Annotated in this window: 16 protein-coding genes and 9 pseudogenes; 4 read left to right on the plus strand and 21 right to left on the minus strand. The window is 57.5% G+C overall.

Annotated features, from left to right (window positions below; translation table 11 throughout):
• Window positions 1–47 precede the first annotated feature (47 nt).
• Both JCM13995_RS16020 and JCM13995_RS16985 read left to right on the plus strand, forming a co-directional pair.
• A pseudogene (locus JCM13995_RS16020) lies at window positions 48–1,579 on the plus strand (YfhO family protein).
• On the plus strand, window positions 1,497–1,886 hold the full coding sequence (locus JCM13995_RS16985; RefSeq protein WP_263849621.1) for a YfhO family protein: 390 nt from the start codon (window positions 1,497–1,499) through the stop codon (window positions 1,884–1,886). The pseudogene JCM13995_RS16020 and the gene JCM13995_RS16985 overlap by 83 nt, the downstream one beginning before the upstream one ends.
• A 63-nt stretch (window positions 1,887–1,949) precedes the next feature.
• Here JCM13995_RS16985 and JCM13995_RS07985 read toward each other — a convergent pair whose 3' ends face one another.
• From JCM13995_RS07985 to JCM13995_RS08035, 11 genes and pseudogenes are all read right to left on the minus strand, one after another.
• Window positions 1,950–2,603 carry a response regulator gene (locus JCM13995_RS07985; protein ID WP_054664380.1) on the minus strand — a complete coding sequence of 218 codons (654 nt, stop codon included), beginning with the start codon at window positions 2,601–2,603 and terminating at the stop codon, window positions 1,950–1,952.
• On the minus strand, window positions 2,596–3,660 hold the full coding sequence (locus JCM13995_RS07990; protein WP_054664383.1) for a sensor histidine kinase: 1,065 nt from the start codon (window positions 3,658–3,660) through the stop codon (window positions 2,596–2,598). The genes JCM13995_RS07985 and JCM13995_RS07990 overlap by 8 nt, the downstream gene beginning before the upstream one ends.
• Window positions 3,657–4,367 (minus strand): cell wall-active antibiotics response protein LiaF, encoded by a 711-nt coding sequence (gene liaF, locus JCM13995_RS07995; protein WP_225350795.1) that lies wholly within the window; start codon window positions 4,365–4,367, stop codon window positions 3,657–3,659. Before liaF ends, JCM13995_RS07990 begins: the two co-directional genes overlap by 4 nt.
• Before the next feature lie 112 nt (window positions 4,368–4,479).
• Window positions 4,480–4,956 (minus strand): transcription elongation factor GreA, encoded by a 477-nt coding sequence (gene greA / locus JCM13995_RS08000; protein ID WP_054664388.1) that lies wholly within the window; start codon window positions 4,954–4,956, stop codon window positions 4,480–4,482.
• Between the two features lie 67 nt (window positions 4,957–5,023).
• Entirely contained in the window at window positions 5,024–5,650 is a 627-nt protein-coding gene (gene udk, locus JCM13995_RS08005) for a uridine kinase (protein WP_439645209.1), read from the minus strand.
• Window positions 5,650–6,793: pseudogene (gene mltG / locus JCM13995_RS08010) on the minus strand (endolytic transglycosylase MltG). The gene udk and the pseudogene mltG overlap by 1 nt, the downstream one beginning before the upstream one ends.
• Before the next feature lie 178 nt (window positions 6,794–6,971).
• Window positions 6,972–9,382: pseudogene (gene pheT, locus JCM13995_RS08015) on the minus strand (phenylalanine--tRNA ligase subunit beta).
• Window positions 9,383–9,385: 3 nt separating this feature from the next.
• Window positions 9,386–10,431: pseudogene (gene pheS, locus JCM13995_RS08020) on the minus strand (phenylalanine--tRNA ligase subunit alpha).
• A gap of 389 nt (window positions 10,432–10,820) precedes the next feature.
• The gene (locus JCM13995_RS08025) at window positions 10,821–11,183 is read right to left on the minus strand and encodes a winged helix-turn-helix transcriptional regulator (protein WP_054664394.1); all 363 of its coding nucleotides are present in this window, start codon (window positions 11,181–11,183) and stop codon (window positions 10,821–10,823) included.
• Window positions 11,184–11,315: 132 nt separating this feature from the next.
• A pseudogene (locus tag JCM13995_RS08030) lies at window positions 11,316–11,815 on the minus strand (HD domain-containing protein).
• Between the two features lie 96 nt (window positions 11,816–11,911).
• Window positions 11,912–12,671: pseudogene (locus JCM13995_RS08035) on the minus strand (TrmH family RNA methyltransferase).
• 89 nt (window positions 12,672–12,760) lie between these two features.
• Between JCM13995_RS08035 and JCM13995_RS08040 the strand changes: the two are divergent.
• Together JCM13995_RS08040 and yidC are read left to right on the plus strand one after the other, a co-directional pair.
• Entirely contained in the window at window positions 12,761–13,042 is a 282-nt protein-coding gene (locus JCM13995_RS08040) for an acylphosphatase (RefSeq protein ID WP_054664397.1), read from the plus strand.
• Window positions 13,043–13,099: 57 nt separating this feature from the next.
• Window positions 13,100–14,094: pseudogene (yidC, locus tag JCM13995_RS08045) on the plus strand (membrane protein insertase YidC).
• Between the two features lie 290 nt (window positions 14,095–14,384).
• Here the strand turns inward: yidC and JCM13995_RS15240 are convergent.
• The 10 genes and pseudogenes from JCM13995_RS15240 to JCM13995_RS08095 form a co-directional block, all read right to left on the minus strand.
• On the minus strand, window positions 14,385–14,666 hold the full coding sequence (locus JCM13995_RS15240; RefSeq protein ID WP_175576332.1) for a helix-turn-helix domain-containing protein: 282 nt from the start codon (window positions 14,664–14,666) through the stop codon (window positions 14,385–14,387).
• A gap of 29 nt (window positions 14,667–14,695) precedes the next feature.
• The gene (locus JCM13995_RS08055) at window positions 14,696–15,385 is read right to left on the minus strand and encodes an ABC-2 transporter permease (protein WP_054664403.1); all 690 of its coding nucleotides are present in this window, start codon (window positions 15,383–15,385) and stop codon (window positions 14,696–14,698) included.
• Entirely contained in the window at window positions 15,382–15,813 is a 432-nt protein-coding gene (locus JCM13995_RS08060) for a hypothetical protein (RefSeq protein WP_054664407.1), read from the minus strand. Before JCM13995_RS08060 ends, JCM13995_RS08055 begins: the two co-directional genes overlap by 4 nt.
• Window positions 15,800–16,336 carry a hypothetical protein gene (locus tag JCM13995_RS08065; protein ID WP_054664410.1) on the minus strand — a complete coding sequence of 179 codons (537 nt, stop codon included), beginning with the start codon at window positions 16,334–16,336 and terminating at the stop codon, window positions 15,800–15,802. The genes JCM13995_RS08060 and JCM13995_RS08065 overlap by 14 nt, the downstream gene beginning before the upstream one ends.
• Window positions 16,337–16,416: 80 nt before the next feature.
• Window positions 16,417–16,992, minus strand: a complete 576-nt coding sequence (locus JCM13995_RS08070; protein ID WP_162230926.1) for a YhgE/Pip family protein — start codon at window positions 16,990–16,992, stop codon at window positions 16,417–16,419.
• 187 nt (window positions 16,993–17,179) lie between these two features.
• Window positions 17,180–18,746, minus strand: a pseudogene (locus tag JCM13995_RS17715) (HAMP domain-containing sensor histidine kinase).
• Window positions 18,746–19,432, minus strand: coding sequence for a response regulator transcription factor (locus JCM13995_RS08080; RefSeq protein WP_054664417.1), 687 nt, complete (start codon window positions 19,430–19,432; stop codon window positions 18,746–18,748). The pseudogene JCM13995_RS17715 and the gene JCM13995_RS08080 overlap by 1 nt, the downstream one beginning before the upstream one ends.
• Before the next feature lie 295 nt (window positions 19,433–19,727).
• Window positions 19,728–21,150 (minus strand): annotated as a pseudogene (gene gnd, locus JCM13995_RS08085) (NADP-dependent phosphogluconate dehydrogenase).
• A gap of 109 nt (window positions 21,151–21,259) precedes the next feature.
• Window positions 21,260–21,811, minus strand: coding sequence for a YceD family protein (locus JCM13995_RS08090; RefSeq protein WP_054664420.1), 552 nt, complete (start codon window positions 21,809–21,811; stop codon window positions 21,260–21,262).
• A partial coding sequence (locus JCM13995_RS08095; protein WP_173581559.1) for a nucleotidyltransferase family protein occupies window positions 21,805–22,302 on the minus strand: 498 nt, incomplete at its 5' end. The genes JCM13995_RS08090 and JCM13995_RS08095, both read right to left, overlap by 7 nt.

The raw sequence follows: 22,302 nt of genomic DNA on the forward strand, positions 1-22,302 counted from the left end.
CGCTGTTTCAGCTGGGTCAAAGCAAGGGCACCTACACGGAAACGCACATCCGCTGGACGCACTTCGAAACCACGCCGCTGCAGCAGCTCGGCAAGTTTTTCGCCGGGTCCTTTTCATACGGCCAGATGCCATCCGGCCAGGCAAACATTTTTGTCGGCAGCGTCGCGCTGATTGGATTCCTGCTGTACTTCTTCACTAAGGAGATCCGGTGGCAGGAAAAACTTTACGCGCTCGTGTTTTCAGCCTTTCTGGCGGTGTCGCTCAGCTGGTCCCCGCTGGACCTGCTGTGGCACGGCATGCAGTACCCCGTTTGGTACCCTTACCGCTTCTCGTTTGTCGTCTGTTTTTGGCTGATGGCGCTGGCCTGGCGCGCGCTGCGGCTGCGGCCAAACGGCATCACCGTGCCTCAGCTGCTGCTCAGCGTGAGCGTCTTCGCTGCGCTGGATCTGACCGTCTTTCTGCGCCGCGCGCAGTACGCCTACCTGACGACCAATACCATTTGTTTGACTATCGTCCTTGATGCGCTGGCCCTCGTGGGCTTAGCGATGCTTTCGGAGGGCCGCCGCGCGTTTGCCATCGGTGTCGGCCTCCTGATGGTGGTCGATGCCGGCAGCAACGCCGTGCTCACCCTGAACCAGCTGTCCTACATCAGCCACTCCGATTACCACACCTACACGGAGGCGCTGCGCGACGGCATCAGCGCGACGCAGGCGCACATCGGTGAAAACGACCGCATTGGGAAAACCACCCTGCGCTCGAAAAATGACCCCATGCAGGTCGGCTACCTGGCACTGATCAGTTCACCTCGATGATGGAGCCGGCCGCGCCGCGCTTCTTTGGGGCAATTGGGCAAAGCGCAGGCGACGGCTTTGTCGCCTATACCGACGGCACCGTGATCACCGATGCGCTGCTGGACCTGAAGGGGTTCATCACGCCGCGCCTGGATGCGCCGCTGAATACCTTTTTGCCGCAAGTGTCCGCAAGACCTGACCTTTTCAACTACAACCAAATTGGCCAAACTAAAGCTTTTACGCTATATGATAATCCTTACGCGTTGGGCCTGGGCTTTGTTTCCTCCAACAAAATTCTAAACACCAAGCTGATGGCCTCAGAACCGGTGATCAATCAGGAGCGCATCATGGCCGGGCTGACTGGGGACTCAAGCGCACCGACCCTGTTTGCGGCGGCTGCGCTCAGCCCCATGGTCGTGAAGGGCGGCAGTGCGGCAGGTAATATTGTGACGAAAAAGCCGGTGGCTAAGCAGACCACGGTCACCTACACCTTCACGGCGAAAACGACAGATCCGTATTATCTGCAAATCGGTGCGAACTTCACGGATAACCTGGTCAGCCTGACGCAAAACGGCCGCAACGTGCCAATTTACGACACCTTCCGCGACCGCGAGCTACTGAATGTGACCCCAAGCGCCCCTGGAAAAAAAGCAGACCCTGACCTTCACGCTGAACAAGGATTCCGCCGACTTCGGGGAGCTTCGCCTGTTCACCCTGGACATGTCGGCCACGGCCGTCCGCCTCAACGCGCTGAAGGCCAATTCTTGGCACCTGACCAAGCGCGGTGACCGCAGCCTGACTGCAGAAGCCACAGCGACAAAGAAGCATCAGGTCCTGATGACTTCGATTCCTTACGCAGCCGGCTGGCACGCCAAAGTGGACGGCAAAGCGGTCCAGCCAAGCAAGGCCTTGGGCTTTCTGATGGCGATTCCGCTGAGCAAGGGCGAACACACCATCACCATGGCTTACACCCCGCCGTACTTCTGGCCAGGGGTGCTGATCAGCGTTTTCGCGCTTGCGCTGACGCTGCTCTGGGTCCGGTTCCCGCCTCGCGGCAAACTCGTTGACCCGGGCCGGCTGCGTTCAAGACGTTAAAAATGCGCTGCTCATTGACAACCTGAGCAACGCATTTTTCGTGTGATCGCGGGAAACAACGGATCAATTATTTTCTTCACCGTTTTGCTTGACCAATCCGTGCTTAAACGCATAAATCGCGGCCTGGGTGCGGTCCTCGACTTCCAGCTTGGCCAGAATGTTCGAGACATGCGTCTTCACCGTTTTCAGCGTGATGAACAGCTCATCTGCGATTTCCTGATTGGACTTACCCTGCGCGATCAGCATGAGCACCTCCCGCTCGCGGTTCGTCAACTCATCCGCCAGCTCCGGCTCCTGCTTCTTGGTCAGGCGGTTCATCATCTTGGTGGTCACCTGCGGGTCCAGTGCGGAATCGCCGGCCGCGGTTTTGCGGATCGCCGCGGCAATTTCTTCCGCCGTCGCCGTTTTCAGGATGTAACTGGCCGCCCCCGCCTCGATTGCCGGGTACACCTTTTCGTCGTCGATGAACGAGGTCAGGATGATGATCCGAGCCTCTGGCCAAGCGGCTAAAATCCGCTTGGTCGACTCGATGCCGTCCATGTTCGGCATGACTAGATCCATCAAAATGACATCGGGCCGCAGCGCCAACGCCTTATCCAAACCTTCTTTGCCATCAGCGGCCTCACCGACGACTTCAATGTCATCTTGCACGCCGAGGTACGTGGAGACTCCCAGGCGCACCATTTCGTGATCATCTACGATCAATACTTTAATCATGAGCTTCTTCCTTTGTTAACGGCACGCGGATCTCAACGCTGGTGCCCTGCTTGGGCACGCTGATCACCTTGGCGGTCCCCCCAATGGCGGCCGCGCGTTCCGAGATGTTCGACAGCCCGTAGCTGCCGGTCGTATTTTCTGTCTTCGGGTCGAACCCGACGCCATCATCCACCACCCGCAGCACCACAGTGGCTTCGACCTGCTTCAGGTACACTTCCAAGTGCTTGGCCTTCGCGTGCCGCAGGGTGTTCGACAGTAGCTCCTGGACAATGCGAAAAAGGTTGTCCTCACTGCCGCGAGACAAATGAATATCCTGCAGGTCCCAGGAAATAGCGATTTTGATCTTGGTTTGCAGCTCCTGAAGCAGGCTGATAATGCCCTCTTTGAGCGATTTGCCCGCCAGGTTGGTCGGCCGCAGGTGCAGCAACAAGGCCCGCATTTCGGACTGCGCCTCGTTGATCACGCCTTCGATGGTTTCGATTTGCTTGGCTTCCGGTGCGTCCGGATTATCGCGGTCCACCACGCTGCGCAGCGCCGACAGCATCATCATCGCAGCAAATAGCTGCTGAGACACGGAATCGTGCAGCTCCCGCGCCAGACGATGCCGCTCCTCAGTCAGGATCTGCTCCTTCGTTTGGCCGTCAAGGACCACCGGCGCGTTGGAATACCGTTCGATTTCCTGCTGTAAGCGTATCATTTTTTGCCGCAACGCTTCAAGCTCACCGGCAACGTCTTCGCCCAGTGCGGCTTTGGCCTGGCTTTGCCGCGCCAGGACCGGCGCATCCGTTTGCCCGGCCACCAGCTGGGTCAGCCGCCGCGTCAACTGCCGGTGCTGGTACTGATCAATGGCCGACAGCAGCGTGGTCGCAATCAAACCAATCAGCACCGCACCGGTGATGAGAAACGCCGACAGCGGCATGCCCATGGCCTGGGTGAAAAGCAGCGTCAAAAATTGCCCGCCAGCCGCCACGCTCACCAGAAAGACCAGCCCGAGCTCCAGGGCCCCAGTCGCCAGCGTGAGCGTCGCAAACGTCCAGCTCATCTGCTTCAACCTCATACTGAGAGCACCTCCAAATCACCGATCAAGACATTGGTGAGGATGTGCACCCGCCTCGTGGCCGTGTCGTAATCATCGCTGTACTGCCGCACCGTTTGGTTATGCAGGCCGCATTCTGCACCGTCAACTGACAACACCCCGGCCAACGCCGAGTGATCGACCATGACCCCGACTCCAATCGGCACCAGGATCCGCGTCTTGCCGACCCCTTTGCGCACGACAATGGTGGAATCACCCTCTGGCAGCAGTGTGTTGCCCAAGTCGATGATGGTGTCCCCAGCGGCGACCGTCAAGTTGATATCGTCCCACTCGTAGGTCGAACTCCCAATGGTCGCATCCCCAAACCAGGGATGCCGGGTCGTGGTCCCGCTTTTGGGCGTCGGCGCAACCACGTGAACGGCGGTGTAATGCTTCTGCTGCCAAGGCAGCCGACCGCCATGCTTGCCGGAAAGGGCAAACAAGGCGCCGACCAACCCCACAAACAAAATCAGCCACACCATCGGGTTGATAAAAATCCCGACCGCGAGCAGCACCCCGCCGATCACCAGCCAGAAACTGCGCCAGAAATGCCCCTTGATACCGATGAACAGCGCGACCAGCCCAGTGACAACACCGATCCAGCTGGCCGGGTTGGTCACGATTTGATAGCCCAACACCATCGTCAGTGCAATCTCAATGATCCAAAATAATTGCCAGCGTCGCTTCACGGTGCCACCTCCTCTGTTTCCCTTCAGTATACTCAATATTCTTGCCCCGGCAGTCCGCCCCGAGGCCGATTTGAGCAAAAAAAAAGTGCGTCGCCGCACTTAAAATGAGGGTTTACCCTTCAACTTTGACGATCTTGACCTTCATGGAACCGCCTGGGGTGGCAATGGAGACCTCGTCGCCGACCTTTTTGCCAATCAGGCCCTGCACAATGGGACTATCGTTTGAAATCTTGCCATTGAACGCGTCTGCTTCAGCCTCGCCAACGATTTCATAAGTCTCTTCTTCGTCGTCGCCGTCCTCCACGAACGTGACCTTCTTACCCAGGGATACCTCATCCTGTGGCACTTCGTTGGAATCGATGATCTCGGCGTAGTGAAGCATGGTCTGCACTTGAACGATTCGCGTCTCAAGCGTGGCCTGCTCGTCCTTGGCCGCACTGTATTCCGAGTTTTCGGACAGGTCGCCGAAGCCACGGGCGACCTTAATGCGCTGGACCACCTTCGGGCGTTCGACGGTCTTCAGCCGTTCCAGCTCGTCCTCAAGTTTTTTCTTGCCCTCACTGGTCATTGGATATGTTTTGTCTGCCATATTTTTTCCTCAATTCTTTTGTCTAAGCTGATAGTAACGGATTTAGCGGATTTGTCAATTCACTCGCTCAGGCCGCGCGCAGCAAGATCGCTCGGATCTTGGTGGTGAGCAAATCGATGGCCACTGCGTTGTGGCCCCCTTCTGGTACCACAATATCGGCGTAGCGCTTGGTCGGCTCGATGAACTGGTGGTAAGACGGTTTCACTGTTTTCAAGTACTGGTCGATGATGTCATCCAGCGACCGGCCGCGCTCGCGCATGTCGCGGCGAATGCGGCGAATCACGCGAATGTCATCATCCGTGTCGACGTACACCTTAATGTCCATCAACTTGCGCAGTTCTTCGTCGGCCAGGATCAGGATGCCTTCAACAATAATAACGTCCTTGGGTTCCATGTGCACAACTTCTTCGGCGCGATTGTGGATCTTATAATCGTACACCGGCCGGTCGATGGCGTGACCTTCGATCAGCGCTTCAAGCTGATCATGGAGCAGCGGCGTATCAAAGGCCAGTGGGTTGTCGTAATTGATCTTCCGGCGCTGCTCAAACGGCAGGTCGCTTTTCTTGTAATAGGCGTCCTGCGCCAGGAGCAGAAGCGAGTGGCCGGAAAATTGGTCGAAGATGGCCCGGGAGACACTGGTCTTGCCGCTCGCAGAGCCGCCGGTGACCCCAATCACAATTGGTTTTTGCTTCATCACTTGGCCCCCTGCCCGTTGTCCGCGGCAAACGCCGCCGTGTTCACATTTTGCTCCGCCAGCGTGCGGGCGTAGCGAATCTCACCAGTTTCAGATTGGCCACGAAGTACAGGTAGTCGGCCGAGCGCTGAAGCGGCGCCAAAACTGCCTTGATGGCCGACTCCGAAGGCGAGTTGACCGGCCCCGGTCCATAACCCTTGTTACGATACAGGTTATACGGCGAATCCACGCTGGTATCCTTGTTGCTCAGGTGCGTCTTGTGTGTGTTGAGTGCGTACATGACCGCGACGTCTGTTTGCAGCGGCATCCCCGCGTCAAGGCGGTTAAAGAAGACACCGGCAATTTTACCGCGGTCCGTATCGGTGACGCCTTCACGCTCGACCAGACTGGCCAGGGTGAGGACCTCCTGCACGCTGAGCTTTTGCTTTTGAATGGTGGCCATGTACGGCGTCATCACCGCATTCGTCTTGGCCACCATCTGCGCGATCAGCGCCTCCGCGGACTGGTTTTCGGTCACGGTGTAAGTCGCTGGGAAGAGGTACCCTTCCAGACGGTAGCGCACGCCTTTGGCCTTCGCGGCACTGCCCAGCAGCTGTGGGTATGCCTGCTGCAGGCGCTTGAAGAAAGCTTCGTCCTTGAGCGCCGCCATGAAGTTGGCGCGGCTCAGCTTCGGGTCCTTCTTGCGCAGTTTGGCCGCCGCAGCCGCCACGTCCTCAGCGCCTTCGCCTTCCTTGACCAGCACCGTGCCAATGCCGGTGGTGCTGCTGCCGCCGCGCAGGGTGTCCAGCATCTCCTGCATGGTGTTTGCCTTGGTGAAGCTGTACTGGCCGGCCTCATAGCTGGGCACGTTGTGGAACTTCACATAAAACTTGAACACTGTGGCCGACTTGATCAGCCTTTTTGCTGCAGCACGGCCCCGATTTCGTCTGTCGTCTCACCGCTTTTGACCGTCACCACAATGGGTGCTTTCGCGTTCACATCCGTGGGCTGCAGTGCTGAGTGCACGAACACCCCGGCCATCAAAGCGGCTAGGATCAGGAGGGTGAGCCCCACCCCGATCACCCAGCGGACCACGTGCTTGGAAGCCGCCTCGACTTGCTGATCGCGGCGCCTTCTCTGGTTGGAACTTGGCTGTTGATCCACGTTTCTCCTCCAATCCGGACGCTCGGCCAAAGCAGTCTGGCCTCACGCAACAAAAAAACAGCCCAGAACCGGGCTGCTTCATCGCAGCGGCTTACGCCCGAAAACTAAGTGAATTATACAAAAGCCCGCCGCAAAATGCGACAGGTTTTCGCCTTCACTACAAGAATGTAACCGGGATTTAACGAATGACCGCACCAAGCTCCGACTTCAGTGCCGCTTCCACCTTGTCGAAGGCCTTGTTGACCTCGTCGTCAGTGAGGGTGGCGTCCTTGCGCTGGTAAGTCAGCGTGTAGGCCAGACTCTTCAGCCCCGGCGCCAGCTTCTTGCCACTGTATACGTCGAACAGGTGGGCGTCGCGCAGGAACTTACCCCCGTTATTGGTGATCACGGCCTGAATCTCGGCGTTCGTGATGTTGCGTGTCACTTGAATCGCAATGTCGCGCGTGACCGCCGGGAACTTCGGCGCCGGCACAGCGGTCATCGTCGTGCGCGTGGCGGATAGTAGCGCGTCCAAGTTCAGTTCGAACACAAACGTTTCGTTGATCTTTTGCGTCCGTTCAAACTGTGGGTGCAACCGCCCAATCAGGCCAATCACTTCACCATCGAGCACCAGCTTGGCACTTTGCCCCGGATGCAGCGCCGGCTCATCGACCAGCGCCTGGTACTCAACGTGCCCGGCCAGCCGGTAGTCCGCAATCAGACTGTCAACGATGCCCTTCACGTAATAAAAATCAACGGGTTTGGCCTGCTGGTGCCAGCCGGCCTGAATCACATTGCCGCTCAAAGCACCGGCGATGTACTCGACTTCCTGCGGCCGAGTGTGGCCCGCACTGCGAGGGAAAATGCGGCCCTGCTCATACAGTGCGAGGTCGGTTTGCTTGCGCGCGACGTTGTAGGCCACCGCGTCCACCAAGCCGGAAACTAGGTTGCGCCGGAGCGTCTGGTGGTCTTCCGTCATTGGGAAGGCCACGTGCGTCTCTTCGCAGGTCTCCAGAGCAAATGCTTTGGCCTTGGCCGGCGTCGTCAGCGCGTACGAGATGATCTGGGTCAGCCCCAGGCCTTCCAGCAGCTTGCGACTGCGCTTGCGGCGTGCCTGGCTCGCGGTGAATTCACCCACCGTCATGGTGGTTGTCGGCAGCGTGCTTGGCAGGTTGTCAAAGCCGTACAGGCGGGCCACTTCTTCGATCAGGTCCGCCTCGATGTGAATGTCCCAGCGCCGCGTTGGCACCAGTACAGAGAACAAGCCATCCGCTTCTGAAACGCCAAAACCCAGGCGGTCGAACAGGCCAGTCACAGTGTCGGCATCCAGGTCAGTCCCAAGGATGTGGTTGATGCGGTCCAGTGAAATGTCAACCTCCACCGGTTCAGGGTCAACGTGGCTGGCGCTGATCGTCCCAGTGGCCACTTCGCCACCGCCGAGTTCGGCCATCAGCCGGGCGGCCTCATCGAGCGCCTTGTTGATGCTGCCAACGTCGATGCCCTTTTCGAAGCGGGACGATGCCTCCGAGCGAAGGTTGTAACGCAGCGCCGTCTTGCGGATCGGCGTGCGCGCAAACATCGCGGCCTCGATGGCCACCGTGGTGGTCCCACGAGTGATTTCCGAGTTCAAACCGCCCATCACCCCGGCCAAAGCGATTGGCTTCTGCCGTTAGTGATGACAATGTCGTCCGGGGTCAGCTCATGCGCATTCCCGTCCAGCGTCGTCAGTGGCTCACCCTGAGTGGCCCGCCGCACCAAGATCTGCTTGCTGCCCAGCTTGGCGTAGTCAAACGCGTGAAGAGGCTGACCGTAGCCAAGCATGATCAGGTTGGTGACGTCGACAATGTTGTTAATAGGGCGAATGCCTGCATTCCACAGGCGCCGCTGCAGCCATAGCGGGCTGTCCTTAATGGTGATGTTGTCCACAACGCGCATCTGGTAGGACGGCGCATCCTTTTCGTCGGCCACCTGAGCACTCAGATAGTCCGCGACCGGCTTGCCGGTCTCAACGACTGGCTTGTCCTCAAAGTGCGGCTTGTTGCCGTAGGTCGCGCCGACTTCCCAGGCCACGCCGCGCATGCCGAGCGCATCAGCGCGGTTAGGCGTGATTTCGAAGTCCAGCACAGCGTCTTCCATGCCCAGCGCCTTGAGCGCGTTGCTGCCTGGCTCAAGCGGCTGGTCGAAGACATAAATGCCGGCGTCGTAGGCCTTGGGCGCAATGTCGTTGGAAAAACCGAGCTCCTGCAGCGCACAGATCATGCCGTCGGATTCGACCCCGCGCATTTTGCCGCGCTTGATTTTGACGTTATCGCCGATCCGGGCACCAGGCAGCGCCACAATGACCGTTTGGCCTTGCTCAATGTTGGGGGCGCCGCAAACGATTTGCCGCGGCTCATCGTCGCCGGTGTCGACCATGGCCACACGCAGGTGGTCAGAATCCGGATGCATCTTCAAAGTGACCACGCGGCCGACCACGACCTTTTTCAGACCGTCTGCCATCCGCGAGACGGAGTCGACTTCGATCCCGGTCCGGGACACCTTGTCCATCAATTCTTCGGGAGTGGCGGGCACGTCGACCAGTTCTTTCAACCAATCATAAGAAACATTCATTGCTTAACCCTCCTCCTTGAACTGTGACAGGAACCGGACGTCGCCTTGGTAAAAGCTCCGGATGTCGTCGATGCCGTACTTGAGCATGGCAAACCGATCCGGGCCCAGGCCAAACGCAAAGCCGCCGTACACGTCGGCGTCAACGCCGGCGTTCGTCAGCACGTTCGGGTGCACCATGCCGGCGCCGAGCACCTCAATCCAGCCGCTGTACTTGCAGATCGCGCAGCCCTTGCCGTTGCACCGGAAGCAGGACACATCAACTTCAACGCTGGGTTCGGTGAACGGGAAGTAACTCGGCCGTAGCCGAATCTGCCGATCCTTACCGAAGACGTGCTGGGCCAGCGCAAGCAGCGTGCCCTTCAAGTCGGCCATGGTGATGTGCTTGTCGATCACCAAGCCCTCGATCTGGTTGAACTGGTGAGAGTGCGTCGCATCATCGTGTCGCGGCGGTAAACGCGGCCCGGGCTGATCATTTTCAGCGGACCCTTGCTAAAGTCGTGCACCTCAAGCGTGCGGGCCTGGACCGGACTGGTCTGAGACCGCATCAGCAACTGATCATCGATGTAAAAGGTGTCTTGCATGTCGCGGGCCGGATGGTCCTTGGGGATGTTCATCATTTCAAAGTTGTAGTGATCTTCTTCGACTTCGGGCCCGTCCACAACTTGGTACCCCTGGCCGATAAAGAATTCCTCAATGTCGTCCATGATTTGGTCGATAATATGCGGTGTGCCTTGGACAACCTGATCGCCTGGCAGCGTGACATCGATGGTCTCTGTTGCCAGTTTGGCCGTGAGCGCGGCCTGCTCAAGCGCGTCTTTGCGGTTTTGCAGGTTTTCCTGCAGATCCGCCTTGATCTCGTTGGCGTAAGCCCCCACCTTGGGCCGCTCTTCCGGCTTCAGGTCCTTCATGCCGCGCAAAACTTCCGTGATTGGGCCTTTCTTCCCAAGCAGGTTCACGCGGATCTGATTCAGTGCGTCCAAGTCATTGGTGTCCTTGATGCGCTTTTGGTTCTCTCTCCGAAGCTGTTCCAGCCTGGTTTTAAGATCCATGATTATCCTCCTTCAAATCGTTTCAAACACTGTCACTACTGGTTAATGGGTTGGCGGGGCCTAGTCGCGCTCGGCGAGGCCCCGCCCGATTATCTACCTGGGCATACAAAAACGCCTCGCCCCCTAAAAGGGACGAAGCGTCGCGGTACCACCCTTGTTCACGCCAAATAGGCATGCACTCAACTTCATAACGGCAGGACCGGAGCAGCCTTTCGACTGTCTACTCAAGAAGTGAAAACCAACCTTTGGCCGTTGCGGTGTCTTTCAGTCACTGAACACCTTTCCTGACTGGGCCGCCGGTTCGCGCTTCTCTCACTGTATTTGCGTCATATATGCTTCAAGTGTAGCAAAAAACTGCGATTCGTCAAGGTGCGCCGAAAACCGCGGCGTTAATTTTGGCACTCAGCGTCAGAGATCCAGGTGTCGCCCCAGGTGTGCGCTGCCGCCATGACTGGCGAAAGCGCCGCGCCTTTGGCGGTCAGCGCGTACTCGATCAGGCTGGAATCAGGATGCGTGATCCGATCGACCAGGCCCTGGCTCTCCAGTTCCTTCAGGCGCTCAACCAGGACACGGTCGGAGCACTTCTTGATGGTGCCGGCGATGACCTTGAACCGGGAAGGCCCGTGCTCAAGCAGAGTCTCCAAAATCAGCCCGTTCCATTTCTTACCCAAAATGACAAAGGTCTGAGTAAATTTCGGACACAAACTTAAGTCAGATTTACTCGGCTCTTTCACCGCTACCTGTTCTCCCATGTAATCACCTCATATGTATTTTCACGCTTACAAATTGATAGTATTAGTATAACCCATCTACCATCAATTACAAGTTTTTTTACTCGCCAGGCGCGACCACAAAAAAAGAAGCCCGGAGCGCGCCGGACTTCCCTATTCATGTGCGTGTTCTAAACGGTGAAACGGATGCGCGAGTTTGTGCAACTGGGGCATCAAGTATTCATCCACCGCGGCGTAATCATCGACTAGGGACACCACCACAGTTTCCTTGTATTTCGGCATGCCGAGGGTCGCCCCCCACATGTGCTTGATGATGATGTCTTTTTCCATTGCGGACAAGTCGGTGAGTTTCTCTGCATTGCGCAAAGCAATCCGCGGGTGCACATAGGCATGCGTGCCCAGTGAAAACTTCGTCACCCGCCAGTCGTAGTAGAACAAGTCGTGCAACAGACCGGCTCGTGCCAAGCACGAACGTTCAGATGCCATTTCTTACCCAGTAGGTAGCTGCGGTAAGAAACACTGATGCTGTGATCAAGACGCGTCGAGTGGTGATGCTGCGTGTAGTTCGCCAGCTTTTGCACCGCCGGCTGATCCAGCAGATCCTGCACGTAGCTCAAATACTCCTGATCGTCCGACCATTTTTGATGACTCATTCAGTGGCCCCTTTTCGCTCGCCATAATGGTGTTGTTGTCCAACACACTTATATTATAACAGGTCCCAAAAGGAAATTGCGCGCATTAACCCATTCTTAAGCGGTCAGGTGAAACAGGATGACCGCCGCGGCGATGGCGACGTTCAAAGATTCCGCGCGCCCTTGATTGGAATGTACAAGTTCTGGTCAGTCGCGGCAAGCAGGTCCTGGCTCATGCCGTTGCCTTCGTTGCCCACGATCAGCGCGAACTGATCACTGGGCGCGACCTCCCGATAAGGCTTGGCCGCATCGTTCAGCTCGGAACCGTAAACTGGAATGCCGGCTTTCTTCAGGTTCTCGACCAAGCGCGGCAAAGGCGTAGACACAATCTTGACATGGAACTGACTGCCCTGCATCGCACGCAGGACTTTCGGGTTAAACGGATCGGCGGTGCCGCCGCCAAACACGACGGTTTTAACGCCCGCCGCATCAGCCGTCCGCACCAGGGTGCCAACATTGCCGGGATCTTGAATCGCGTCCAGCAGCAGGTACTGGCCACTCAGCGGCTCGCTCAGTTTGTCTTCTTCCAGGGGTAGCACCGCAAAAATGCCCTGCGGCGTTTCGGTTTCCGCCAGGTGCTTGGCAACGTCCGGGGAGATTTCGGTGGTCTGGTCGTAAAACGGCTTGAGCTCCCGCTCGTTCAGGAATTTTTCGGTCGCGTAAATACGCCGCGGCTGCTGACCCGCGTTGATGGCCTCTTGCACCAAGTGCCACCCTTCCAGCAGGTAAGCCCCGGCTTGTTTTTGATATTTTTTTGACCGTCAGTTTCTTGGCGGCCTTAATGTGGTCGTTTTTTTGCAGATGAGATATATTCCATGATCATCCTCCTCGGGCTTAAGTCTAACATATCCGGCCCGCCTTTTATGCTAAACTAATAGAGATATCTTACTTTGCGGAGGGGATACTATGGTTAAAATTGCCAAAAGCATCACGGTCAACGGCCGCGTCCAAGGCGTTGGCTTCCGCTGGATGACGCAGATGGTGGCCCAGCAGCTGCACATCGTGGGCAAAGTCGAGAACAACGCGGACGGCTCGGTCTACATCGAGGCGGTCGGTACGCCGGCTGAGATGGCCCGTTTCACTGCCGCCGTCAAGGCCAGCCCGACGCCGAGCGGCAAAGTCACTTCTTATGAAGAAAAACTGCTCGACCCGATCCCGGCGTATGACAAGTTCAGAGTTACTGGTTGAAAGCCGACTAGCGGTCAAGTAAGATAGTCGGCAGTAAGTTTAGGAAGGAATTCACTCATGCACAAAACCAAACGGTGGCTCGCCCTCAGCGGTGTAGCCTGATCCCACTTTTCTTGGCCGCCTGCAAACGGCAAGCCACAACGTCACAAATGAAGCCGCCAACTGGTTTCTTCGGCGCCTTCTATAACGTGATCGGCAAACCGCTTCAGCACTTGATGGTTTGGATCGCCGGCTTCTTCGGGGGGTCAACGGCCTCGGGTTTCGGTATCGCCATCATCGTCATCACACTGGCGGTGCGGCTGATCCTGCTCCCGCTAATGCTGAACCAGCAGAAGAACATGACCGAGTCGCAGGAAAAGCAGCGTGTCCTGAAGCCGCAATTGGACATCATCCAAAAGCAGATGAAAAAGCCTGGCATCACTCAGGAAGAAACGCTGCGGCTCAACGCGATGATGCAGGAAGTCTACAAGAAGAACGGCACGTCAATGATCCCGTCAATGGGCTGTTTGACGATGCTGATCCAGCTGCCGATCTTTTCTGGCCTGTACCAGGCGGTCGCCTACTCGCCTGAAATCTCCAGCTCCAAGTTCTTCGGCATCGCCCTGGGCCAGTCGAGCATGGTGATCACCATTGCCGCGACGCTACTCTACTTTGCCCAAAGCATGATCATGCTGCAAGCGTATCCGAAAGCGCAGCGCAAGCAGATGCAGACCTCGGCCATGCTGAACCCGATCATGACGTTCTTCTTCTGTATGTTTTACAACGCCGGCCTGGGGCTGTACTTCCTTGCCGGTGGGATCATTGTCCTGATCCAGCAGGCAATCGTGACTTACATCATCACGCCGAACATCCGCAAGCGGATGGATGCTGAAATTGCCGAAAATCCACCAGTCATCGTGGTTGACGAGCACACCTTCGATGAACAAGCCCCGGAAACCGAAACGACAACGACCGTGGCTGAACTGACCGGCGACGACCAACCGGCGCCAGCGTCAACGGCGAAACAGAACCGAAACGCCGGTAAGCAGCGGCACCACCGCGATGATCATTAAGTGACAGACTCCCCCAGCTTTGGCTGGGGGATTTTTTTGCGCTTGCGGACACCCATCTGGGGCCTCGAGACGCAAAACGTCCCGGGGCAGGTACGCTGCACCGGGACGTCATTGATTGCTGACTCAGTCTGAGGACCGGTCGTTTTTTGATCACTTCATCGCTCACGCGGCGCATGATGCGCAGCAGCTCGCGCGCATCCTTTTCGCCAATCACCTGGACCCAGCCATAAAAGCGCTTGTGGATCGCCTGGTTGATTTTCAGCGTCACCTGTTCGCCGCTAGCGGTCAGGTCAAGGTACAGACGACGCCGGTCTTTCGGGTCCGGGGTCTGGATGATGTACGGCCTCCAGCAGGGACTTGAGCTGACGAGAAATTGCCGCGCGGGTCACGTGCCGGTGCTTAGCCACCTCGGACAGTGACAGCCGTTTGCCTGCCGCCACGTCGCGCATGATCAAGAACTGTTCAAAGGACAAGTGATAGGTCATGGTCGGCACCGAGACAAGTTCGCTGACGTACTTGAACCCGGAAAGGTACACATCGATGTAATCATCCAACAAGTCTCGCTCCGCCACAAAAAGCCCTCCTCAAAATGTTGTTAACTTTACTCTACCACATCTGAGGGTGTCTTGGCGTGACGCGGTGCCCAAAGCAGCGCACCAAAGAGGACAGCGAAGAGCACAAGCGCGAGAACATCCAGCACACTGCCGGTCTGAAGTCCATTCAGGCTTTGGTTCAGCAGATCAATCAGATAGGTGCCTGGCACCAGGTGCGCGACTACCTGATAGAAGCCAGAGAGCATCGCGTTGGGCAGCAGCCCACCGGAGACAATCAGCTGAACGAACAGAATCGCGAGGGTTGCAAGCACGCCCAGGGTGCCCAGGAACCGATCGAAAGCAAAAATGATCATGGTGAAGATCGCCCCTGAAGACAGCAGCGTCAGGAACAAGGTAAACGGGTGCGTGATCGAAACGCCCAGCCCCGTGGCCACGAGTGCAATGCCAACGGCCTGCAGGGCCACCGTGAGGCCAACGACCCCAATCCGGGTGATCAATTTTTGCGCCGCGAAGCTCTTGGAGTATCGGCCGAAGCCCAGCTCTGTCAGCAAGGAGGCAATGAAGCTGACCATCAGCAGCACCAGCGGCGCCAGAACGTTGGCCAACGGCATTGCCAGCGGATCGCTGGCGGTCTGCGTCGCGACCGGGGTGACAAACTGCGCCACGTTGGCCTTGCCGGTGCTCAGGTTGACGACTTGGCCGGCGCCACTGCCCAGCTTCACGTTCAGCTTGCTCATGCCATCGGCACCTGCTGATTCCCATCGGCCAGCTTGGCGGTTCCATCTGTGTACTGGGTGAGCCCAGCAATCAGGCCAGGATTTTGAGCCGTGCCGGCTAGGCCGGTGTACACCTGTTGCAACCCGGAATGCACCTGATCAAGCCCGCTTTGCACCTGTCCAGAACCGTTTGCCAGCTGGCCGGCGCCTTGAACTGCGCCCATCGTGCTAGGCGTGTTGCCGGTGCGGGTAAGACCAGCTTGGACCGTCTTCAGACCGCCTTGCAGCGTGCCAATGGCCTGGCGAACGCCAACAGCCAAGGCCGGTGCGCCTTGCTTTTTGTTTGCAAGCTGGTTGACCCCGTTTTTCAGGTCAGTCATCTTGCCGCTGAGCGTCGTCAGGTCGTTACCCAGTTTCGGCAGCGTGGCGCCAGTGTCAGTCAGCGCCACCTTTAACTTCGTCGCAGACGCCCCACCTTGGGCCAGCGAATCGCCGGCGCCCTGCAGCGCTGCGCCGCCTGCCGTCATGGTTTTTTTGAATCGTCAGCAGTTCCTGCAGGAGTGCCGGATTCTTCGCCGCCAGCGCCAGCACGGCGGGTTCTTTCATCAGCTGGCTTTGCAACTGCTTTAACGTGTCGCCCGCGGTGGTGAAGTTCGCGCCGGCGCTTGCCAACTGAGCCGCGGTGGATTTGCTGTTGGTCTTATCAAACAGCTGACCGTTCATCGCGACCAGCGCCGACTGCATCGCAGACGCATCGGTTCCCAGCTTTTTCGCATTGGTCGAAATATTGGTGTTCAAGGTCACCATTGCCGGCGCGTTGACGCCAGCGGCTAGCGCATTGACCCCATTGGTCAGGGTCGTCAGGGCCTGGTCCAGCCGCGCCAGGTCCGGTGCGCCGGCGCTCAGCTGCTGCTGGATCTCCGCGGCCGCCTGTTGCAGGCTATTGGCAAGCGTCGTGGCACCGCTTGTCACCTGCCGATTGCCGGCCAGCAGTTGCGCGTTGCCAGCGACCAGCTTGCCGATGGCGCCTTGAACCTGCGTTGCCCCACTGGTCAGTTTCTGGTTGTTGGCGGTGAGTTGAACCAGCCGTCCTGGACTTGGCCGGAGCCGTCAGCCAGTTGCGCTGTGGCGGCGTGGGCCTGACTGACCCCGTCGCCCAGCGAGTTCAGTGCCGTCAGCGCCGCCCCGTCATACGCTTGCTGCACATTCTGCACGACCTGCGACTGCAACTTTGTCACCACCGTCGTGTTGATGAGGTGAGAGGCAAAATTGTTGTGCGGCGACAGCGCCACTTTCAGTGTGCTGTGCTTTGGTGCGGGACTGAGCGCGGTCGTCACATTCGCAGAAAAGTCTTGCGGCAGGGTCACCGCCATGAGATAGGTGCCCTTGGCCAGCCCACTGCGCGCCGTTTTAGCGGAAACAAACTGCCAGTCCACGTCGTGATTTTCCCGCAGCTTCTGCGTGACGTCCCGGCCGGCGTGAACCGCTACGCCTTGAAATTTGGCCGGCTGATCTTGATCAACGACCGCGACCTTGATGTGCCGCGTGGTGTTCGCCTGCTCGTAATTGACAAAATGCAGTGCAATAAAGAGCAACAACAGCGGGATCGCCACGACGAGCCCGATCAAAGTGATAAATCGTGCATGTTTTTTTGACTGATAGCACAAATAGCCACTTCCCCAAAAAATAGTTTTGTTAACAGCCATGAATGTCAATGCCATTAACATAATGGCCATTTTGCCCGACTTGCCTCAGGATGTCAACCAATTTGCCTGAAAAAAAACAGCCGCCGCGAACTGCTCGCGACGGCTAACCTCAAAGATTGCTGTTGATTTCGGTGCTGCTTTGCGCATCCTGGGTGCGCGCGGCTTCTTGCGCCTGAAGCCGGGTCGCAGCCTCAGCCGTGATGGTCGGCAGCTGAATGCGAAACACCGAGCCTGAGCCCAGCGCCGAGTCCACCGAAATGGTCCCGTGATAATTCTCAATCAGCTGTTGGGCAATCGACAGCCCCAGACCGTTGCCCCCTTTTTCTCGGCTACGGGCCTTATCGACCCGGTAGAAGCGGTTGAAGACCCGCTCCCGGTCCTTGGGGGCGATGCCTTCACCGAAGTCTTGGACCGCCAGCGCCACGCCATCAGAATCCAGCGCAGCAGAAACGTGCAGCTCCTTGCGCTTGGTCGAGTACTTGACCCCGTTATCCAGCAAAATGATCAGGATCTGCTCCAAGTGGTTCCGGTACATGCGCACGTAGACTGGCCCTTCCAGGTCGTTATCGAGCGTGATGGCAAAGTCGGGATGGATCATCCGCATGTCGTTGACAACTTGCTCAATCACTTCGCAGATATCCACGGTCGCATTGGGAAACTGGACATCAACGGCATCCGCACGGGTCAGCTCCAGCATTTCCTGGATCAAGCTCTTCATCCGCTGCACTTCCTGCAGGCTCGCCGCCAGTGACTCATTGAGCACCTCGGGTCATCCTTACCCCACCGGTTCAGCAGCTGCAGGTGACCTTCGAGCACGGCAACCGGCGTCCGCAGCTCATGCGACACGTCCTGGGTGAACTCGCCCTGCTGGTCGATGAACCGCTGGATGCGATCCAACATGTCGTTAAATTCGTCCACCAAGTCGGACAGTTCATCATTACGGTGCAGCGAAGGAATGCGCGCACTGCTTTGCGGCTCTTCATTGATCTGGTTAATGGTCTTGGTAATCGAGCGAATCGCTTGAGGAACCGCGACGCCAAGAAGAAGCCCAGCGCCATGGAGACCAGCAAGGCGGCCGCCGCCAGCGCACCGACCAGCTCCCAAATGCGCTGCATGGTCGCGTAAAAGGCGGTCATGTGGTCCGTGATCTGCACGTAGCCGATCCGCTTGCCATTTTGACTCGACGTGATCGGCGCGCGGGCAATCATGCCCTCAAAGCGCCCGTTACTGGTCATCTTAATGACACTGGCTGACACGCGCGTCAGCGGCTCGTCGCTATCACGCGACGTGTACAGCTTATGGCCATCGCGGTCGTAAACCGCCAGCGACATGTCATCGCGCGCGATCCGCTGGACGACGGAATCGTTGAAGACACTGGTTTGGGCCTGACCGGTGCCACCGCCGGCCGGGGGCACCGGCCGATTATCGGCTTCAATGCGCGGCAAGACCGTCTCTGTCGTCAAATTTTGTGCGGCTGGGGCCAGTCGCTGTTCGACGGCACTCAGGGTCTCCTTCACCTCGCCCTGCTCTTGGCTGATCAGCACCTGACGCATGAGCGCCACGAGAATCAGCGAAAGAACAATGAACGTGGAGAAAATGCCGGCTGCAACAACGGCTGTCCACTTGAATCCAAGGGGCAGCCGCCGTTTCGATTTAGGAGTAGCTGGCGCAGACATTACGACCGCATCACGTAGCCGGTGCCCCGAACCGTCTGAATGTAACTCGGCTCGCCCGGCCGATCGATCTTGTTGCGGATGTAACGAACGTACACGTCAACGACGTTTGTTTCCACGTCCGAGTTGTAGCCCCAGACCTTGGACAACAGCACGTCGCGCGCGAGCACCACGTTAATGTTCTCCATCAGGGTGAGCAGCAACTCGTATTCGCGCTTGGTCAGTTCGATGATATCATCCCCGCGGCGCACGACCCGGTTTTCCTTTTCAATCGTCAGGTCGCGGTACGTGATGGTCGTCTGCTTGGCCGCGTTGTGCTCGCCTTCAATGGAGATCCGGCGCAAAAGCGCGCGCAACCGCGCAAGTAATTCCTCAATCGCAAAAGGCTTAACGATGTAATCATCGGCACCGTGGTCAAGTCCGGAAACACGGTCGATCACGGAATCACGAGCGGTCATCATGATGATCGGGGTGTTCTTGACCTGGCGCACGCGCCGGCAGACTTCCAGCCCGTTCAACTCTGGCAGCATCAGGTCCAGCAGGATCGCATCCCAGTCCTCGTTCAGGGCCGCTTCCAGCCCCGTGCGGCCGTTAAAATGCACCGCCGTCTCATAACCTTCGTGCTTCAGCTCCAGCTCAACAAACCGCGCGAGGTTTTTCTCATCTTCAATAATTAAAATTCGGCTCATTATTCTGCTCCTTATTCGATTCGTGCCAACCAAGCAGACTCTCATCTTACCTGGTGCCCATCGCCAATTTTCTCATTTCAAATTCTATGCTGTGATTGTAGCATATCGGCACATGAAAAACTATCACATAAGGTTTTAACATTCATAAATCTGAGAAACTTCTAAAACTGGTTAGCGCTCTCATTGGGCTATACCATAGTGATGCTGCATATTATATTTTTAATGAATGCAATTTGGGTCTATGCCAATTTTTCGGCCACAAAAAAACCCCGCCAAGGCGGGGTCAGTAAATCTGTTACTGTTCGGTGTACCACGTGTAATGGAAGACCCCGGGACGGTCGGTCCGCTCATAGGTGTGTGCGCCAAAGTAGTCGCGCTGCGCCTGGATGATGTTGGCCGGCAGTACCGCACTGCGGTACGAATCGTAGTAAGAAATCGCGGCCATGAACCCAGGAACCGGCACCCCAGCCTTGGTGGCAAAGCCGACCAAGTCACGGACGGACTCCTGATAGTTCTTGGCGATGTCCTTGAAGTAATCGTCGAGCAGCAGGTTCTTCAGGTCTGGCTGCTTGGTGAAGGCATCGGTGATGTTCTGCAGGAACTTGGCCCGGATGATGCAGCCGGCGCGCCAGATCTGTGCCAGTTCGCCGTACTGCAGGTTCCAGTCGTAGTGCTCGGAGGCCACGCGCATCTGCTCGAAGCCCTGCGCGTAACTCATCAGCTTGGAGAAGTAGAGCGCCTTGCGAATCAACTCGATGGTCTCTTCGCGGTTGGCAAACTTCACGTTGCGACCGGCTTGGGCAGGACCTTGCTGGCCTCGACCCGCTCGTCCTTCATCGCACTGATGTAGCGTGCGTACAGGGACTCGGTGATCACACTCTGCGGCACGCCCAGTTCAGCGGCACTTTGTGATGACCACTTGCCAGTGCCTTATTGCCGGCAGCGTCGAGGATCACGTCAACGATCGGCTTGCCGGAGTCCAGATCATCCTTGCGGGTCAAGATATCCGCAGTGATGTCGATCAGGTAGGAAGAAAGCTCGCCTTCGCTCCACTTTTTGAAGACGCCGGCGATTTCATCAACGGACATCCCCAGCATGTTGCGCATGACGTTGTAGGATTCGGCAATCAGCTCCATGTCGCCGTACTCGATGCCATTGTGAACCATCTTGACATAGTGACCGGCACCGTTAGGCCCAAGGTAAGTGACGCAAGGCTTGCCGTCTTCGTCCGCCTTGGCTGCGATCTGTTCGAGAATCGGCGCAACCAGGTCGTAGGCCTCTTTTTGACCGCCCGGCATCAGGGACGGGCCGCGCAGTGCGCCCAGCTCGCCGCCGGAAACGCCCATGCCGATGAAGTTGATGCCAGACTTGTCGAGCTCCGCACTGCGGCGCATCGTGTCCTCAAAGAAGGTGTTGCCCCCGTCGATCAGGACGTCGCCCTTGTCCAGCAGCGGCAGCAGCTGCTTGATCACAGCGTCGGTGCCGGCACCGGCCTTGACCATCATCAAGATCCGGCGCGGCTTTTCCAGGGACTTCACAAAGTCCTCAATTGTGTAACTTGGCACCAGTTTCTTATCCGGGTGGTCCTCAACGACTTTCTTCGTCTTTGAGCCAGTCCGGTTGTAAATGGCGACGGTGTAACCGCGGCTTTCAATGTTCAAAGCCAGGTTCTTGCCCATGACGGCCATGCCGATCACGCCAATTGTTGGTGTTTCCATGTTTTTGCCTCCCAAACGAACGGGTCACCCCGCCGCTTATTTATATCGCAAACCAATACAGCCTAATATTAGCAAAAAAAAGGCCCGGCAATTAAAGCCGGACCGGATGTCAGTGCTTATCCGAGTCATCGGGAAAGAGCCCCTTCAGCTTCTCAAAGGCCGGGTTAGGTTGCTCGTCCGCCGTCTTGGTCTGGACGTAATCATCCTCACCCATCACAGTCCAGTCCTCGCCTTTCGGCATTTCACCAGCCTCTTCTTCCTCTGGGGTCAGGACCTGCATCGGGATCGACAACAAGATGTGGTCCTCGATCGCAGCTTGAATGTCCAACGTGTCGCCGTCCAGTTCAAGGACCAACTGCCCCTCCTCGTACTTTTCCTCGTGCGTGGGGTCAGTGATGTAAACCTCGCTGAAGGTAAAATTCAGCGGCCAGTCGACCGGCTTCAGGCTGCGAGTCGACGGAATCACCATGGCGCCCTTTAGCGTCACTGAAGCCAGCAAGTCGCCGTCATCGAAGCTGATGTAACCATCAACTGCGATCGGTGTGACGTCTTGGATCTCCGGATCGCGCTCGACCAAGTGCTGCTTCAGGTCCAAGGTCTCCTGAAAATGCAGCGGGGTGCTGCGATACTTCGCTAGTTCACTGAGTGTCCATTTTAGCATGCGTCATTCTCCTTTCGCATTACCGGCACGCGGCCGTAATTCTGCGCCGTTTGGGTCACCGTTTCGATCAGCTGATCGCAGCGGTGCTGCCACTGCATGATGCCGCCAGGCGCCAGCATCGCCGCCGACACTTTGGTGATTAGTGGCAGCGGCAGCGTTTTTTTCACTTGGTGCAGGTACTTTCGCCCGGCTGCAGTGAAGCCAAGCACGTGCAGGAAGCGGTGCTGCCGGGCATCCGCCATCGCCTCAGCGGTCAGGTTTAGGACCACATACAGGCAAAGCCGCCGCATTCGCGCATAGGTGTAACGCTTAGATTTGATCTGGTGCAGGAACGCGTGAAAATCCGGGGCCGCCGCCAGCTGCTCAGTCAGCCGAAACTCGAGGCCCTCGGACATCGTGTAGATGCCGCGCAACGCGGCTAGGTCGGCGGTCTGCAGCCGGTAGCGAAGCAGCGGAAACAGATCCGCCCAGCTCTGATGACGGGCGGCGAT

It is taken from the genome of Lacticaseibacillus camelliae DSM 22697 = JCM 13995, assembly GCF_001311195.1.
GTDB lineage: Bacteria > Bacillota > Bacilli > Lactobacillales > Lactobacillaceae > Lacticaseibacillus > Lacticaseibacillus camelliae.